Origin of the sequence: Microcystis sp. CS-574, assembly GCF_028329095.1 — a bacterium.
Classification (GTDB): Bacteria; Cyanobacteriota; Cyanobacteriia; order Cyanobacteriales; family Microcystaceae; genus Microcystis; species Microcystis ichthyoblabe_A.
The window spans coordinates 1-16,787 of sequence record NZ_JAQMSY010000259.1 but is presented as its reverse complement, the minus strand read 5'-3'; the positions used below and the strand labels follow the sequence as shown (position 1 = coordinate 16,787).

The following is a 16,787-nucleotide window of genomic DNA, read 5'->3' as shown; positions in this document are numbered from 1 at the left end:
GTTATCAGTGATCAGTTATCAGTGATCAGTGATCAGTTATAATTTAGAATGTAGGTTCGGTTGAAGCATGAAACCCAACCCCCGATTATGTTACGCTACCGCTAACCCATCCTACCAATAATTGTGCCTCCCTACTTATCATTTATCATTCATAATTTAGATCACAAAATATCTTTTCTTTTTTGCAACCAATAGGTAAGGAGAAAATAAATAAGGGAATGAAGAATTAAAACTCCCCAATTCAATAACAAATTATTGATAGATAATTGATAAACTTGATTGACATCCTCAAAGGGTAAAGGGATATTAAGATTTTTTGCTTGTGCAATCATATCTTCCACCTCTACTAATACCCCGTAGGCACCAATCGACCAGCGACTAATCATCAACCATGATAGATATTTCCCCAGACCTTCTAAGCTAAATAATACCCCAGCAAAGATAATCTGAGGAATTAAAATTAAAGGTAAGGCGCTATTTGCTTGGGTGATGTTATTAACCCCAGCAGAAATTAATAAACCGAGATTAATCGCCGCAAATATAGTTAAAAATGTGGTAATAAAACAACCAATTAACCAAGTCATTAATTCCGGTTGCGGGTCAGTAAATCCCCAAAATATCACGCAGGTAATTACAATTGTTTGCAGAAAAGCTAAGGCTGCTAAAACCAGAATTTTTGAGAATAAATAGGGTAATAATCCCAGATTAACTAATCTTTCTCGCTGATAAATGGCTGATTCTTTGACAATTTCCTGTAGGGAACAGGCAAAACCTACCCACAATTGCGCGCTGGTAAAAACAAAGAGAGTTTTTAAGGCTAAAGTTGCCGATTCGATAGCATCTTCAGTCCCAGCATTATCTGCCAAAAATAAAGGATCTTTGCCCCGTAAAATCATGGCCATTAAGAAAATTCCGATCGGGGCGGTTAATAGGTATAAAATTAAACTAAATTGATCACGGATAATTAACTGGCTATAGCGTTGACATAAAACCTGTAGTTGCGACCAAAAAGATTGTTGAACCTGTTGCGGTTTACTATGATTTTGCTGAAATATTTTACCGATTCTTGCTTCAATATTATTTTTGTAGTAGTCGGATTTTTGGAAACGTTGGCATTCTTGCTCAACTTTTTCGCTAGTTTCCAGATGAATATAAATATCGGCAAAATCCCCCTGAGGTAAAGAGAAAAAATTTAAGGCCTCCCCCGGAGAACCAAAATAACATAAATTGCCTCCTTGACCAAGAAAAACTAATCGATCGCAGAGATTGATATTATTAGTAGCATGGGTGACTAGGAGAATTGTTCTGCCTTCTTTGGCCAATTTTGCCAGCAATTCCATCATCTTTTTATCTAAACCAGGGTCTAATCCCGAGGTGGGTTCATCTAAAAAGAATAATTTGGGATTAGCTAATAATTCTACCGCAATACTCACCCTTTTTAATTGACCACCGCTTAAGTCTCTGACTAAAGTATTTCTTCTTTCTAATAATTCCACCTGCTGCAGGGTTTTCTCGATCACTTCTTGGCAATTAATATCCGGAGGTAGCCTTAATTTAGAAGCGTAATATAACACTTCTCCCACGGTTAAATCCCTGTGAACGATATCGTATTGGGGAACATAACCGATTTGGGTGCGATAGATATTAAAATTCTGGCGCAGCTCTTCCCCATTCAGATAAACAGTTCCCGAGGTGGTGGGTTCAATTCCTAATAAAGTCTTTAAGAAAGTCGATTTTCCCGCACCACTTCCCCCAACAATCGCCACTAATTGACTCGGTTCGATCGGTAAGGAGATATGATTGAGAATTATCAACGGTCGTTTCTTTTTATCCCGCACCATCCTGACGATATCTTCGGCATCCAGACGGATATTATCCCCTGTATCTAATAAAACTAAGTCATCTCCCTGCAAACGAAAACTATAGGGTCCGATTCTCACCGTACAACCGTTGGCTAAAATGGCACTACCCGATACTTTTTGTCCGTCGATAAAGACTCCATTGGTGCTTTTGTCGTGGAGAATATAACGATTTTGGTTATCGCTGTCGATAATCGCGTGTTGTCGGGAAATTGTCGGAGCGTCTAAAACCACAGTGGCAGCATTATCTCGTCCTAAAACTACACTGCGATTGCTTAGGGAAACCGATTTAAAAGCTAAAGGTGGGCTTTTTACCTGTTGGTTAGGATGATAATAGGTAATCTTGACCGAATTTTTGACATCTTGACCGATATTAATCTCATCCCCATTTCGTAAAAGATAGCCCTCTTTGGGAGTAATGACGCGATTATTGATAAAAAGTTGATTGGAACTAGGATTAGTCCCGTCTCCATCGTAGATATAGTAATCATCTCCCTGACGACGAAAACAAGCTTGGACTCGACTCACCACCGTCCAGTGTTGGGGAACAACTAAATCCACCTGTTGACCATCCCGTCCCAATTTATAATTAGGACGACTCAGATTAATAGAAGGGAGAATTTCTCCCTGATTGTTAAGAATAATGTAGGGTTCTTGACTAATAACCGTTTTAATGTTAAGAGAATTGGTCATAAAAATTTGATCGGTAGATGGCGTTCGCGGGGGACGGTAAGAAGTTAAGATAGAATTAATGTCTCGATCGCTACTGTTAACCTCAGAGTCTGGAACGAACTCTAGAGATCATCTTAGTAAAACTTCTTAGGATCGATCGAGCTTGTCTAAATTCCTATTCCTAAGACCTATCCACAGGTTATCGTGCTGTTAGACGATGGTTACAACTCCTATTTCTCCTACCGCCAAGGTTTCTAAAGTCGAAGGTATCAAAGAACGCAGTAATTATCTACGAGAACCTTTGGCCAGTGAACTCCTCGAAGATACAACCCATTTTACCGATGCGGCGGTGCAGATCCTCAAATTTCACGGTTCCTATCAACAGGATAATCGCGACAATAGAGCCAAAGGTCAAGAAAAAGACTATCAAATGATGTTGCGTACCCGCAGTCCGGGGGGTTTTATTCCCGCGCAACTATATCTTACCCTCGATAGTTTGTCCGATCGCTACGGTAACGGCACTTTACGCGTGACAACTCGCCAAGGCTTCCAATTACACGGCATTTTAAAGAAAAATCTCAAAGCAACCCTCGGGGAAATTATCCGCAGTATGGGATCCACTTTAGCGGCCTGTGGTGATGTTAACCGCAATGTCACTGCACCGCCAGCCCCCTACAAAAATCGCCCCGAATACGGCTATGCTTGGGAATATGCCAATAATATCGCCGATTTGCTCACTCCCCAAACTGGAGCTTACTACGAAATTTGGCTCGATGGCGAAAAAGTGATCAGTGCAGAAGAAGCGCCAGAAGTCAAGGCATCGAGACAAAAAGATACAAATGGCATTAACAAAAACGATCCCATCGAACCGATCTACGGTCAACATTATATGCCCCGTAAGTTCAAGATGGGTGTCACCGTGCCGGGAGACAACTCCATCGATATCTACACCAATGACATCGGTTTGGTGGTGATTACCGACGCAAACGGGGAATTGCTAGGTTTTAACATCCTTGCGGGGGGTGGACTGGGAAGAACCCACAATAAGGAAGAAACTTTCCCCAGAATGGCCGATGCGATCGGTTATGTGGACAAAGAAGATGTGTACGATCTGGTAAAAGCGATCGTGGCAACCCAAAGGGATTACGGTGATCGCGGCGATCGTCGTCATGCGAGAATGAAATATGTCCTCGAAGAATGGGGAGTAGAAAAATTCCGCAGCACTGTTGAGGGTTATTTCGGCCAAAAAATTGCCCCCTACCAACCCCTCCCCGATTGGAAATATCAAGACTTTTTGGGATGGAATGAACAGGGAGACGGAAAATTATTTTTTGGTCTTTCTGTGGAGAATGGCCGGGTCAAAAATGAAGGCAGTTTTCAGCTAAAAACCGCCTTAAAAGTGATTGTCGAGCGTTTTCAGTTGCCCATGCGCTTGACGGCTAACCATAATATCATTCTCTACGAAATTGAACCCAAGGATCAGCAAGCGATCGAGGCGATCCTGAAAGAACACGGAATTATCACCAATCCCGCCGAAATTGACCCTTTAACTCGTTATGCCATGGCCTGTCCCGCTTGGCCCACCTGTGGATTAGCGATTACTGAGTCGGAAAGAATCTTACCCCAGGTGATTGAACGCATTCGCACCCTGCTTAATCGTTTAGGATTAAGCAAAGAGCAATTTGTCATCCGCATGACAGGATGTCCCAATGGCTGCGCGCGTCCCTATATGGCAGAATTAGGATTTGTGGGTAGCGCTCCCAATTCCTACCAACTCTGGTTGGGGGGAACAGCCGATCAAACTCGACTAGCGCGCCCCTATTTGGATAAAATGGCGATCGATGATCTAGAAAAGGTCTTAGAACCGATTTTCGTTTACTTCCAACAGGATCAACAAAATAACGAAACCTTCGGAGAATTCTGTCATCGAGTCAATTTCCCTGCTTTACAAGCATTTTCAGCCACCTACACACCTAAAATGACCGAAACTACTACTACTGAATCAAAACCCAAACGCGTGCGTAAAAATCAAAACCGTGTCAGCGTCCCCGATGATATGTTTGTCCGTCTCAAGGAAGCTTCGGAAACGGAAAAACGGCCAATGAATCAAATCATCAATGAGGCGCTAGAGGCCTATTTTAGCCAAAAATCCTAATCAGTTATCAGTGACCAGTTATCAGTGACCAGTTGTCAATTTAAGAGAATTAACTTTTGAGAGTTATCTGGGAAGATTACCAATAACTCTTAATTCTCGTATATATCCTCAGTCTATGCTTAAAAATGAATGAGGGAAGTCCGGTCATATCAATTTGTACGCCTCTGGTGGGAAATTATGACAATCTCACGAACTAAAACAAATCCTTGGCAAAAACGTTCCCGAAAGGATGTTAAAAAATTATCAGATAATGAAATTAATGAAAAATATGAACAAGGTGAACGAAGAATATTATTAGAAATGAATCGAGAAAAGTTGCCTAGTTTTGCTGAGTCTTTAAATAAACCTAACTATGTGAAAAAGCGTCCTTTCTATCAGAGACGGGATCGCTGGGACGCACAAAAACAATCGAGACTAATTGAATCTTTTTTGATGAATATTCCCGTACCTCCTCTGATTCTCTATGAAACTTCCTATAACTCCTATGAAGTAATGGATGGTCAACAAAGAATCACAGCAATTGAGAATTTTTATAATAACAAATTAAAATTAACAGGGTTAGAGATCTGGCCTGAATTAGAAGGAAGAACCTATGAAAGTCTTCCTGCAAAAATCAAAGATGGTATCAATCGACGAGCCATTTCAACTATAGTTGTTATTACCGAGTCTCTATCGGACCCAGAGGAAGCTTTATCTTTAAAACAACTGGTTTTTGAACGCCTCAATACAGGAGGTGTACGTTTGAGTCGACAAGAAATAAGAAACTGTCTTTACTCTGGGAAATTCAATGAACTTTTATTAAAGCTTTCTGAGAATACTATTTTTGCTAAAGCTTGGGATATTCCTATTGATGATAAAGAAGAACTTAAAGAAAATGGATTTTATAAAAAGATGGAAGATGTAGAATTAATCCTCCGTTTTTTTGCCCTGAGGGATATTGATCAATATACTGGTAATTTATCTAAATATCTGGATAATTATATGATGAAAAAAAGTCTTAATTTTTCCGACGAGAATATCCAAGAGTTCGAGCAACTATTTAACCAAACTATAGAGTTAGTATCTAACATTTATCAGGATCAGTTATTTAAGCCTTTCGATAGTAAAACCAAAACACATAAATCGAAAGCTTATAAAGTTTACTATGATGCAGTGATGATCAGTTTCAGCAACCATTTATCTGATTATCAAGAATTAATTACTAGAAAATCAGCGATAATTGATGAAACTATCAGCTTATTTACTCAAGATTCCCAGGGAATTACTCATCAAGATAAAAAATTAAAAAAAGGACTTTTCACCGGAGAAGGGGATACAAAAGATGATTTTAAAGCTCGTATTCAAATTTTTGATTCTCTGATTCAACGAGTTCTTAAGCAGAGTATTTGAGAATGTTTGAAGGACTTTTAAATAACCTAAAGGATGAGATAAAGACCATTCGATCAATAATTAATATCAGTGAAAAACTTAGAGAAATTATTGCGGATAATCCTTCACAACTCAACACAGAAGACTTAAAATATCTTCAAGCAAATGCTCCTTTAGGAGACAAGTGGCTAGTTAACGATCATTGTTCATCTATCACAAGGTTATATGCTCTTTACGAAAATTTTGTCGAAAATCTAGTGGGAGATTGGATTATTTTGCTGCCTCAATTATATAGTTGCTATCAAGATTTACCTGAATCTGTAAGAAATAAGCATCAGACTGGTTGTGCTACATTACTGGGCAATGAAAATAAAAGAAATCGCTTCGATTCTCTTTCAGAGAGGGACAGTATCAAAAATTTATTTGATACTGAATACAAAAATACAACTAAATATAATCTCACATCAGCTGCTTTTTTGTTACATGAAGCTAATCTGAGAAAAGATCAATTAACCAGACTTTTAGTCGATGCTGGCATATCTGCAACTGATTCTTGGCAATGGATAGAAAATCATAAAAAAGTTAAGAATTTTATTGACAATAATAGTAGGGGTAGTGTGGAAAATGAATTAAAGAATTTTATAGAACTTCGTAATAATTCTGCTCATGGTAAAGAAATAGATACCGTTCTTAATGCCAATGAGTTACTACAATTATGTGATTTTGTCGAAGCTATATCTCAAGCTATGAGTGAATTAGTTCTTTATTGCTTTGTTGATAGGAAGAAAAAGATAGGAAAGCTTCAAAAGATCGGTAAAGTTGTCAATTGGTATCAACAGCAACAAGCTTGTGCTATCAAAATATCAGATGAGCCACAGGAACCCAATAAAAGACTAGAAGTTGGTAAAAAAGTTTTTTTAGTCAGTGAAAATAAAAAAATATGTAAAAATGCTATTATTGAAAGTATTCAAGTTAATAAAAATGGCAAAAATACCCCTCGCCGAAGAATTCCAATAAGAGAGATAAAAGATTCTGAAATAGGCTTAAAATTTGACAAAGAAAGTCAAAAAGGATTAGAAGTTTATTTAGTTATTTCGGAATGATTGAAATGAATATAGCGTTTCTGGTAAATGTGAATTATAACCAGATTTGGCATCATTTCCCCACTTCCCAACCCCTCACGGATTACTTTTTACTGTTTACTAAAAAATCTCTTGTTTCTTAATCAAATTCTGCTTTTAGATCCCGACGCATTAATTCATAAACGGCAACTTGGGGAGAAATTTCCCCGCGCAAAAGACGATCAACTTGACAGGTAATCGGTACATATAAATTTTTTTCTTGGGCAATTCTCATCAAAACTTCTGTGGTATTTATTCCTTCGGCAGTTCCCTCTAATTTCGCCAAAACTTCCGGCAAAGATAAACCTAAAGCTAATTGATAACCCACTTGATAATTGCGGGATAAAGGACTATTACAGGTAGCTAATAAATCCCCTAAACCCGATAAACCGAAGAAAGTTTCTTGACAACCTCCTAGACAAGTTCCCACCCGAATTATTTCCGGTAAAGCGCGAGTTAATAGGGCAGATTTGGCATTAGTACCTAACTGTAAACCATCACAAACCCCAGAAGCGATCGCCATGACATTTTTAAGAGTGCCACCTAACTCAGTCCCCAAGGGATCGCTATTCAGATAAACCCGAAAAGATTCGCCAGATAATAATTTTTGTAACAATATTGCTGCTTTTTGCTGATAACTTGCTACCACCGTCGCAGCGGGTAAACCTTGATTAATTTCTTTAGCTAAATTAGGACCGGAAAGAACCACAAGGGGATTAGCAGGAAAAGCTTGATTCCAGAGATGAAAAGGGGTACGAGTGGTGATTGGCTCTAATCCTTTAGTGGCGGTGACGATAATTGTGGAAGAATTTAATTGTAATTGCTGTAATTGTTCGATCGTGGGAACAACTCCTTTAATCGAAACTGCTGAAATAATTACATCAGTATCTGCTATAATAGTCCCTAAATCTTCCCCAGTATGACGCGACCAAACCCTAACAGCTAAGTGATTACGTCTAGCCAAATTAGCGAGAGTTTGTCCCCAAATTCCCCCACCTATAACCGTAATTTTCTTGGCATTTTCTAACAACTTTTATGATCCTCCTTGTTAGTGATCCCTGATCAGTGACTGGTTAGAAAGCATTCGATTGTAAGGTTATGAGTCTTAAATGAAATTATTGACCGATTCCTGATAAGTAGGTAGGTGTTAAAAGTTGTCTGATCCCCCCTTATCAAGGGGGGCAAGGGGGATCCCCCCGCCTATCGGCACCCCCCTTATCAAGGGGGGCAGGGGGGATCAGAGACAAAATCTATCTTCAATTTAATTATAACTACTTACTTAACTGTTCCCTGATAACTGAAAAAAATGACACCCTATCGCAATCCTGCCCCCACTGTTGATATTATCATCGAACTGATCGACTCGCCCCACCGTCCGATCGTACTAATTGAGAGAAAAAATCCGCCCTTTGGCTGGGCAATTCCGGGGGGATTCGTGGACTACGGCGAATCGGTGGAAACGGCGGCCATTCGGGAAGCTTACGAGGAAATCAGCTTGCAGGTGCAGTTAATCGAGCAATTTCACGTCTATTCCGATCCTAGCCGCGATGCACGTCAACACACCATTAGTATCGTTTTTATCGCCACGGCAAAAGGAAAACCGATCGCTGCCGATGATGCCAAAAAAGTCGGGATTTTTCATCTCTGGGAATTCCCCCAACCTTTATGCTTTGATCACGATCGCATCCTCAATGATTATCGTCGTTATCGGGATTATAAAATCCGTCCCACATATTAGACCCCAACTTAGCTATAAAAGCAATCCTTGCCAAAAACGTCCCCGAAAAAACTTAAAAAATTAGACACTTCTGAGGGCGACAATCGGTTCCAATTTAGAGGCACGATAGGCGGGAAAAACGCCAAAAAAGAGACCAATACCCGTGGAAACGCTCAAAGACAGGGCGACGGCGGTGGCGGAAACAGTGGCAGCCAGGGGGGAGAAACTGGAGACAAGAACGATCGCTCCCGCACCGACGAGAATACCAAGCGCACCGCCAGCGATGGAAACGAGAGTTGATTCAATCAGGAATTGTAAGAGAATATCCTGTTCTCTGGCTCCGATCGCTTTTCTTAGTCCGATTTCCCCAGTTCTTTCCGAAACCGAAACGAGCATAATATTCATCACCCCGATACCCCCGACAATCAGGGAAATACCGGCGATTAGAGCCAAAAGTAGGGTGAGACCCTGGGTAATCGTGCCGAAGATTTCGATCATCTGTTTAGCAGTTTCGACGCGAAAATCATCCTCAGCGACGATTTTATGGCGTAAACGCAGAAGATTCTGGATTTGGAACTTAGCGGCCCGGATTTCCTCCCCCGATCGCGCGGTGAGACTAATCCAACTCAACTCGACACCGTAGGCAGAGGTTTTGCCCACCAGTTGCGAGTTCATGGTGCTAAGGGGAATAATCAGCATTTCATCCTGATTATTGCCAAAAAAGGAGCCTTTCGCCTCTAAAATCCCGATCACCTCAAAACTGAGATTTTTGATCCGCAGCTGTTGACCGAGGGGATTTTGGGTGGGGAAAAGTTGCGCTACCACTTCACGGCCGATTACCGTTACTCGTTTGTTGCGGGCTAGATCGATATTATTGATAAAACGACCTTTTTCTAGGGTAAAATTGCGAACAGAAGCGTATTCTGGGGTGCTTCCCGTCACTAGAGCCGTCATGTTGCGATTACGATAGGAAATCAAGAAACGAGCGTTTATTTCTGGGGCGACTTCGGCGACGGTGGGAACCTGTTTGGCGATCGCCTGAGCATCGGCTAAAACTAGGGTTTTCGGTAAATCAACGGTTGTATTGCGTGCTTGTCGCGACCCCGGCACCACAAAAATGGTATTGGGTCCCAAGTTAGCAAACTGGTCATTGGCTAAGGTTTGCGCCCCTTGGCCAATACCGATCATGGCCACCACCGAAGCGTTACCGATGATAATTCCTAACATGGTCAGGCCGCTACGCACTTTATTGGCCCTTAGGGTGGAGACGGCCATTTTTAAACTTTCGATGATAAACATATCAGTTATCAGTTATCAGTTATCAGTTATCAGTTATCAGTTATCAGTTATCAGTTATCAGTTAGATAGTTGTAGGGTTTTGGGGTTTTGGGGTATTAGTTGAATTCCCCCATTTCCCCATTCCCCCATTCCCCCATTTCCCGAATCCTGACCTAGCATAAAAAAGACAATTTAGGAATACTTGTTAAAGAAAATTATTGAGATTTTTGATTAGTTTTTGAGGTATCTTCAGCCCCTTCGGGGAGATCGATAAAGACCTTTTCTCCAACTTCCAAACCTGATAAAATTTGAGTTTTATCGTCTAAGACCAAACCGATCGAAACGGGTTTAAAACCGGGTTTATTTGCGGCATCGGGAACTAAAACCCCTGACTTGCCTTCCCTGGTGACAATGGCGACAGTCGGCACAACGAGGGCATTATCTAACTGCTGGCCGACAAAAGTTACATCTACATTCATTTTTGATTTGAGTTTGTCCCGTCCCGTTACCAAACCGATTCTGACCTCAAAAGAAGTAACATTATTCTCGATAATTGCTTCGGGAGCCACAAGAATAACTCGACCTTCAAAGACTTCTTCAGGAAAAGCATCGGCGACAATTCGCACTGGTTGGCCGCGCTGCAATAAACCCACATCTACTTCCGGCACTTTAGCAATCACTTCCAATCCCGATGCTAGGGCGATAATCGAGGTGGAAGTGGCGGAAGCGGTACTAGAGGCCGAAGTGGTGGGAGTGACAAAAGAACCCTCAGTGGCGTATTTTTGGGTGACGATGCCATCAAAGGGAGCAGTAATAACCGTATCGCGGTATTGAATCTTAATTTGCTCTAAACTGGCCCTAGCAGCTGCTACAGATGATTCTAGTCGAGCCAGCTCGGTTTCTTGGGTTTTTTGGCGTTGTTCGAGGGCAAATTTTGCTTCTGCGATCGCTGCTGCCGCTCCTATCATTTCCTGCTCAATTCCGGCTACTTCTGGGGAAGCGGTTTTATCCGCTTGTTCCAAACGGCGGATCGATTCGTCTAAATTGGCTTTAGCGTTGAGATATTCATTGAGGACGGCATCAAATTGGTCTTGAGCGATCGCCCCTTCCCGGACTAAATTTTCATTGCGTTTAACCCGATTTTCTGCTAGTCGAAACCGGGATTGGGCCGCTTGTACCTGAGCTTGCAGCTGGTCTAAATCTTTCGGAATTCTTTCTTTGGCCTGAGCTAAACGGGCTTCTAATTGCTTATAACTGGCCTGGGCCTGATAAAATCGGGCTTGTAATTGCCGGATATCTTCCGGAATACTGCGTTTAGCCTGTTCCAGACTGGCTAGAGCTTCCCGTAGATGCGCTTCTGACTGCATTCCTTGGGCATATACCTCTAAATTATCCATGACGGCGAGGGTTTGTCCCTTTTTAACGATCATGCCCTGATCTACCAATAATCGCACTAATCGGCCAGGGTTTTTCGGGCTAATGTTGACACTTTGGATTGGTTCCACCCTACCACTAGCTTTAATTTCCACAGCGAGGGTTTCCCGTTGAGCAGGAACGGTCATTTCCGCCAATTCTACGCCAGGAGGAGGAGTTTGCAACAAACGATAAGAAACCACTCCCACCGCCAGAAAACTACTAGCCATGAGTCCGAATATCCAAAATAGGGGGCGATTTGATTTTCCCAACACGGTTATTGCCATCGATCAGCCAAAAGTTAATTGGTTATATACTAACGTCTCTAGAGTTGCCTTTGTTGTTTCTTTAGCCAACAACTCCCAAGCGAGATAGACTGATTAAAAAAGGCCTATCCCAGGGGTAAACTGTGCCAAAACTTCGATTAATCATTTCTTTGCTCATTTTTTTCGTCGCTGGCAGCCCGCCAGCTTTTTCCCAAGCGCTACTCCCCTACGCCATCGAACCGGAGTTAGAACAGATGGAACAAGCGGGAATTGAAATGGCTGAGGATGCTATCCAATTAGCTCGTTTTCGCCGTACCGATGCAGCCCTCGGACGGGCTAGGTTAGCGGTGCAGTTGGCCCCTCATCTCTATCAAACTTGGTTTATTCTCGGTAGTTTATATCTGCAAGACGATCAGGTACAACCCGGTATCGAGGCATTAAATCAATCTTTGTCCCTTGCTCCCGCCGATGCCCACGCTAATATTAAATTTTCTCTCGGTAGTGCTTATTTTCAGAATCAAGATTACCAGTCTGCTATTGCCCAGATTGAAGCGGGTTTGCAAATTAAACCCGATGTCTCCCCCGCTCTTTTTGATCTCGGTAATTCCTATCTCAAGTTAGCACAATATCCTGATGCGATCGCAGCTTACGAAAAGGCTGTTAGTCAAGATAAAAATTTTTGGCCGGCTATTAATAATATTGGTTTAGTTAAATACGAACAGGGTGATAAGGAAGCCGCTCTTAAAGATTGGCGGGCCGCTTTGAAAATTGATCCTAAACAGCCGGAACCTCAGTTAGCTATTGCGGTGGCTATTTATAGTCAAGGAAAAACCGAGGAGGGCATCAAATTAGCTCAGGCCGCTCTCACTAGCGATAGTCGTTATGTCAGTCTAAAATTTTTAGAGGAAAATCTCTGGGGTCAACGTCTTCTGCAAGACACGGAGAAAATGTTTAATCATCCCCAAATGAAAGATTTTATCGCTCGTTTGCCACAACCAACCCCAGAAGCGGACGAAGAAAATTAAGCTGATGGCAGCAAGCATTAAGATAACCCCTTAGTTAATTGGCTAGGAATTCTTGAGGCTTGCTCTAACTAATTAGGGCTGGCTGAATATCGTTAGCAGCTTTGCTAAAAAATGGTTTTGGGACTTTATTAGCAAAACAACAAATTTTTTGCCGCAAACCCCACAGACAGTACAATTATTACAGTTAAGGGTTTGAAAGGCCTAGGATGATGGCAAAGCAATCAGGGGCGATCGCGGTAACAGAACATGATAATAAATGTCCCGAATGTCTGCACTTGGAGATTTCGGGAGAACCCGTTGCGCCTGAGTCGAAGGGACTTTTTTCGCTTTTGAAAAAGTCTGAACCAGAGGCGTTTTCCCTATCGGTGCGGATTATTTTTAATCAGCAGTGGCTTGATTTTCGCTTTGGACGGGTTAAGTTTGGTTTGCGGGGGGGAGAGTTACGCTTAAAACTGGAGAATGGCCAAATGCCTTCTGAGTTGAGAAATGAAGCGTTGAAAAAGATTTTAGCAAGGGAATTAGAGATTGAACGTCAGTTAGGGGGAGAACAGGAAAGCAAGTCTCAACTAGAAGGTTCTGCAACTCCTGATTTATGGAAAGCAAGCTTAAAGGGAGTTAGAGAAAAGCGTCAGAAAGAGTCCCAGGGGGATAAGTTTCAGCTTAAAATAGCGCAAATTAGTCACAAGGGAGCAAATAATCAGCCTGTGTGGGTGTTCGAGAATAGGACAGGTGAGCCTGTTTTGATTGGGGAATTAGCGGATTCCCTGGGTAAAATGTTAATTGCGGGTGTTCCCTGGAGCGTTGAAGCGACATTTACTCATGAAATGCGTCAGGTTGTGATTACGGGTTTAGAAAATTTATTTAAAGATGATATTTCTGGACACAAATTAAACGTATTTGAGTTAGCAGTAGCTAAGTTATTTTTAAAGCATAAAACCCAACCCTATCTAAGTCGTCAGGTATTACGTTATGAGTGATGCAGATTTTATTCGAGAAGTTGAAGAACTGTACCTGCGTCTTGCTAATGCAGATACAGATGATCTGGTTGAGTTAGCTAAACTTGCGGGTTTAGACCCTAAAACAGATTTAGCCGACTCTGTTTGGGTTCCCTATCCCAGCTTTGGGGAATTTCGCCAAAACACCTTAGCGGCGGCGGTGCTGACAGATTATCTAAAAGAGCATGGGATAGAGGTAGATGCTGCGGCGGCTGATAATGCTCAAGTGGTACTACCCAAGCTAGGTAAACTGGAAGCTGTATTGATTCCTCAAGACTCTGGTGAAGAACTGTTAGATTTAAGCCAAATTAGGGTCGAAATTGACCTAAATCCGGCAACATTGGCCTATATTTTAATCGAGTTAGGGGAAGGAGGAGCTTGGTTAACTGGGGTTCTGTTGAGTTCGGACCTGCGTCAGGATTTCCCAGAAGGCGGTGCGGTGTCCTTGGCGATGAGGAAACCTATATCGGCGCTGTGGGAGGCTTACCGTCGGTGGGAAAACTGTCAGCAAATCATGGCGCAGTATATCGATAAACAAGGCTGGTCAGTGGAACAGCGATCGGAGGTAATCACAGTGTTAAACTGGGTCTGGGACTATCGGCAGGACTATGAGCGTCCGACGCTATTAAAGGAGTTTTTAGAAGAGAAGGCCAGCGAGAATCATGAGAATTTTAAACCCTTAGTCTCGCGTCCGGAAGGGGTAAAGGAAGCAACGCCTGAGCCGTCTTCAGAGGGTGCGGTGGACTGGCTAGAGGTGGCGATGGATTTGCTTGATGAATTGGGAAAATGTATTTAAAAATAATAATATCAGAATGTAGGGTGCGTTGGGGGTACGGGCGAAGCATTCGGATAGAAAATCTAGGGTTTCAGTAATAGGTTATTGTCCGAATGCTTCGCCCCTACTCAATCATCTAACAATCCGTCGTAACGCACCACATCTATCATTAATTTAACTACTACTTGGTGCGTTACGCTATCGAAGGGCGCACCCTACTAATACTGTTCCCTGTTCCCTGTTATAAAATAGTAAGGTGATCATTAAAAAAGAGGTCAACAGATGCAAAACTTACGTCAGGTTTCTTTACTAACAAGTGGACAAGAGCAAGTCTTAAATATTCCTCCTGAACTTGCCTTATCAAGCACAGAGGTTTTGTTACGCAAAGAAGGTCATCGCTTAATCATTGAGCCGATTTCTTCCGGTTCTCTAATTTCTTTGCTGACTACTTTGCCAGACATTACAGACAATTTTCCTGATATAGATGAAGGGTTGCTTCCCCTTGATGACATTACATTTTAGTACCACCCAATGACCTATCAATATCTGCTTGATACTAACATCCTATCACATTTGATCAGGTATCCCCAAGGTCAGGTTTTCCAGCATATTGTGGATGTCGGCGAAGAAAGCGTTTGTACGAGCATCATTGTGGCGTGTGAATTAAGATTTGGAGTGGTTAAAAGTGGTTCCTACCGTCTGGTACAGCAACTAGAACGCATCCTTGAGTTCTTGACAGTTTTGCCATTAGAATCAACTGTAGATAAGCACTATGCCCTAATTCGTAAACATTTGGAGCAAGCAGGAACCCCAATCGGTCCAAATGATTTACTGATTGCTGCTCATTCTCTAGCGCTTGATTTGACTCTTGTTACCGCAAATATTCGTGAATTTGAGCGTGTTCCTGGTTTAAAGTTAGAGAATTGGTTGATTGATGATGAGAAAATCAGTCAAATTTGATCAGATTAAAAAATGTAGAATGGTAAAATGTAGGGTGCGTTAGACGGCGATAATCTCTGCTTAAACTTAAATCTAACAATCCGTCGTAACGCACCACATCTATCATTAATTTATTTGGTGCGTTACGCTATCGAAGGGCGCACCCTACTACAACCTAAAACCAATCATGAACGAAGCAAGAATAGAAGCTTACTTAGCCCTAATCCAAGCGCTCCTCCAGTGCGAAAATGGTCTGGAACCAGCACTATTACAAGCTAACGCGGAATTAGTTGATGCAGGCTTAGTCGCTGTGATGAAGCAGTATGCAGACTTCTTAGAACAGCAAGGACAAAGCAATAACGGGAGATGGTTGCTGAATATGGCGCAACAGTTAGAGCAAATTTTAGACCCACCAAGAGACAACCAAGACCTCTACATCAGTTTTTTACAAACCCTACTGCAAACTATCGCAGAAAGTGACGGAAACCCCCAAGCAATTTATCCCCTGCTCGACAATAACCTCCATCTCTTAGATGAAAACTTAGTTAACCTCCTCCGTGCTTGGGGAAATGATACCAAGGAACAAGCCAGTCCAGAGGAAACTTACGGACTAGGGGTACTCCTCTATCGTCTTGCTGATGCTTTTTCTAGGTTTACTAAAGGTAATCCACGCATTAACCTAGCCATTGCCGTCTATGGATACGAGTTTTGTGCTGCAACTGAACGCCAACCGGGATTAGAAAGGGAGTTAGCCACAACCCTCAATAATCTGGGCAATGCCTACCTCACCCAAGCCCAACTGGGGCAAGAGCCAGTGGCCAACCTAGAACAGGCGATCGCCGCCTACAACGAAGCCACCACCATCCGCCGCCAACCGGGATTAGAAAGGGATTTAGCCCAAACCCTCAATAATCTGGGCAATGCCTACCGCACCCAGTCCCAACTAGGGAAAGAGCCGGTAGTTAACCTAGAACGGGCGATCGCCGCCTATACCGAAGCCACCACCATCAGCCGCCAACCCGGATTAGAAAGGGATTTAGCCGTTACCCTCAATAATCTGGGCAAAGCCTACCTCACCCAGGCCGGACTAGGGAAAGAGCCGGTAGCCAACCTAGAACGGGCGATCGCCGCCTACACCGAAGCCACCACCATCTTCCGCCAACCCGGATTAGAAAGGGATTTAGCCCAAACCCTCAATAATCTG

Annotated in this window: 14 protein-coding genes and 1 pseudogene; 11 read left to right on the top strand and 4 right to left on the bottom strand. The window is 42.4% G+C overall.

Features of this window, described 5'->3' with window-relative positions; translation table 11 throughout:
• Positions 1-161: 161 nt before the first annotated feature.
• Entirely contained in the window at positions 162-2,552 is a 2,391-nt protein-coding gene (locus PN470_RS21390; RefSeq protein ID WP_272105056.1) for an FHA domain-containing protein, read from the bottom strand.
• A gap of 196 nt (positions 2,553-2,748) precedes the next feature.
• Between PN470_RS21390 and sir the strand changes: the two genes are divergently transcribed.
• The 3 genes from sir (at position 2,749) to PN470_RS21375 (ending at position 7,157) form a co-directional block, all read left to right on the top strand.
• On the top strand, positions 2,749-4,686 hold the full coding sequence (gene sir / locus PN470_RS21385; RefSeq protein ID WP_272105055.1) for a sulfite reductase, ferredoxin dependent: 1,938 nt from the start codon (positions 2,749-2,751) through the stop codon (positions 4,684-4,686).
• Between the two features lie 129 nt (positions 4,687-4,815).
• Positions 4,816-6,075 (top strand): DUF262 domain-containing protein, encoded by a 1,260-nt coding sequence (locus PN470_RS21380; protein ID WP_334310469.1) that lies wholly within the window; start codon positions 4,816-4,818, stop codon positions 6,073-6,075.
• Between the two features lie 2 nt (positions 6,076-6,077).
• Positions 6,078-7,157 (top strand): MAE_28990/MAE_18760 family HEPN-like nuclease, encoded by a 1,080-nt coding sequence (locus PN470_RS21375; protein WP_271936701.1) that lies wholly within the window; start codon positions 6,078-6,080, stop codon positions 7,155-7,157.
• Between the two features lie 118 nt (positions 7,158-7,275).
• Here the strand turns inward: PN470_RS21375 and PN470_RS21370 are convergent, their stop codons facing one another.
• A complete protein-coding gene (locus tag PN470_RS21370; protein WP_271936699.1) occupies positions 7,276-8,205 on the bottom strand; it encodes an NAD(P)H-dependent glycerol-3-phosphate dehydrogenase in 930 nt (309 codons plus the stop codon).
• 276 nt (positions 8,206-8,481) lie between these two features.
• Between PN470_RS21370 and PN470_RS21365 the strand changes: the two genes are divergently transcribed.
• A complete protein-coding gene (locus tag PN470_RS21365) occupies positions 8,482-8,913 on the top strand; it encodes an NUDIX domain-containing protein (protein ID WP_002743786.1) in 432 nt (143 codons plus the stop codon).
• A 60-nt stretch (positions 8,914-8,973) separates the two neighbouring features.
• On the opposite strand, the gene PN470_RS21360 is transcribed toward PN470_RS21365, so the two are convergent.
• Positions 8,974-10,191 carry an ABC transporter permease gene (locus PN470_RS21360; protein ID WP_272105053.1) on the bottom strand — a complete coding sequence of 406 codons (1,218 nt, stop codon included), beginning with the start codon at positions 10,189-10,191 and terminating at the stop codon, positions 8,974-8,976.
• A gap of 194 nt (positions 10,192-10,385) precedes the next feature.
• Positions 10,386-11,870: an efflux RND transporter periplasmic adaptor subunit gene (locus tag PN470_RS21355; protein ID WP_272105052.1), complete on the bottom strand. Its 1,485-nt coding sequence runs from the start codon at positions 11,868-11,870 to the stop codon at positions 10,386-10,388.
• Between PN470_RS21355 and PN470_RS21350 the strand changes: the two genes are divergently transcribed.
• The 7 genes and pseudogenes from PN470_RS21350 to PN470_RS21320 form a co-directional block, all read left to right on the top strand.
• Positions 11,812-11,958, top strand: coding sequence for a hypothetical protein (locus tag PN470_RS21350; protein ID WP_002740204.1), 147 nt, complete (start codon positions 11,812-11,814; stop codon positions 11,956-11,958). The genes PN470_RS21355 and PN470_RS21350 overlap by 59 nt on opposite strands.
• A 34-nt stretch (positions 11,959-11,992) precedes the next feature.
• The gene (locus tag PN470_RS21345) at positions 11,993-12,874 is read left to right on the top strand and encodes a tetratricopeptide repeat protein (protein WP_130757391.1); all 882 of its coding nucleotides are present in this window, start codon (positions 11,993-11,995) and stop codon (positions 12,872-12,874) included.
• Positions 12,875-13,083: 209 nt separating this feature from the next.
• A complete protein-coding gene (locus PN470_RS21340) occupies positions 13,084-13,851 on the top strand; it encodes a hypothetical protein (RefSeq protein ID WP_002739822.1) in 768 nt (255 codons plus the stop codon).
• Positions 13,844-14,665: a hypothetical protein gene (locus PN470_RS21335; protein WP_271936689.1), complete on the top strand. Its 822-nt coding sequence runs from the start codon at positions 13,844-13,846 to the stop codon at positions 14,663-14,665. The genes PN470_RS21340 and PN470_RS21335 overlap by 8 nt, the downstream gene beginning before the upstream one ends.
• A 261-nt stretch (positions 14,666-14,926) precedes the next feature.
• Entirely contained in the window at positions 14,927-15,166 is a 240-nt protein-coding gene (locus tag PN470_RS21330) for an antitoxin (protein ID WP_002776594.1), read from the top strand.
• 9 nt (positions 15,167-15,175) lie between these two features.
• Positions 15,176-15,604 (top strand): type II toxin-antitoxin system VapC family toxin, encoded by a 429-nt coding sequence (locus PN470_RS21325; RefSeq protein ID WP_271936686.1) that lies wholly within the window; start codon positions 15,176-15,178, stop codon positions 15,602-15,604.
• 166 nt (positions 15,605-15,770) lie between these two features.
• A pseudogene (locus PN470_RS21320) lies at positions 15,771-16,787 on the top strand (tetratricopeptide repeat protein); the annotation flags it as partial.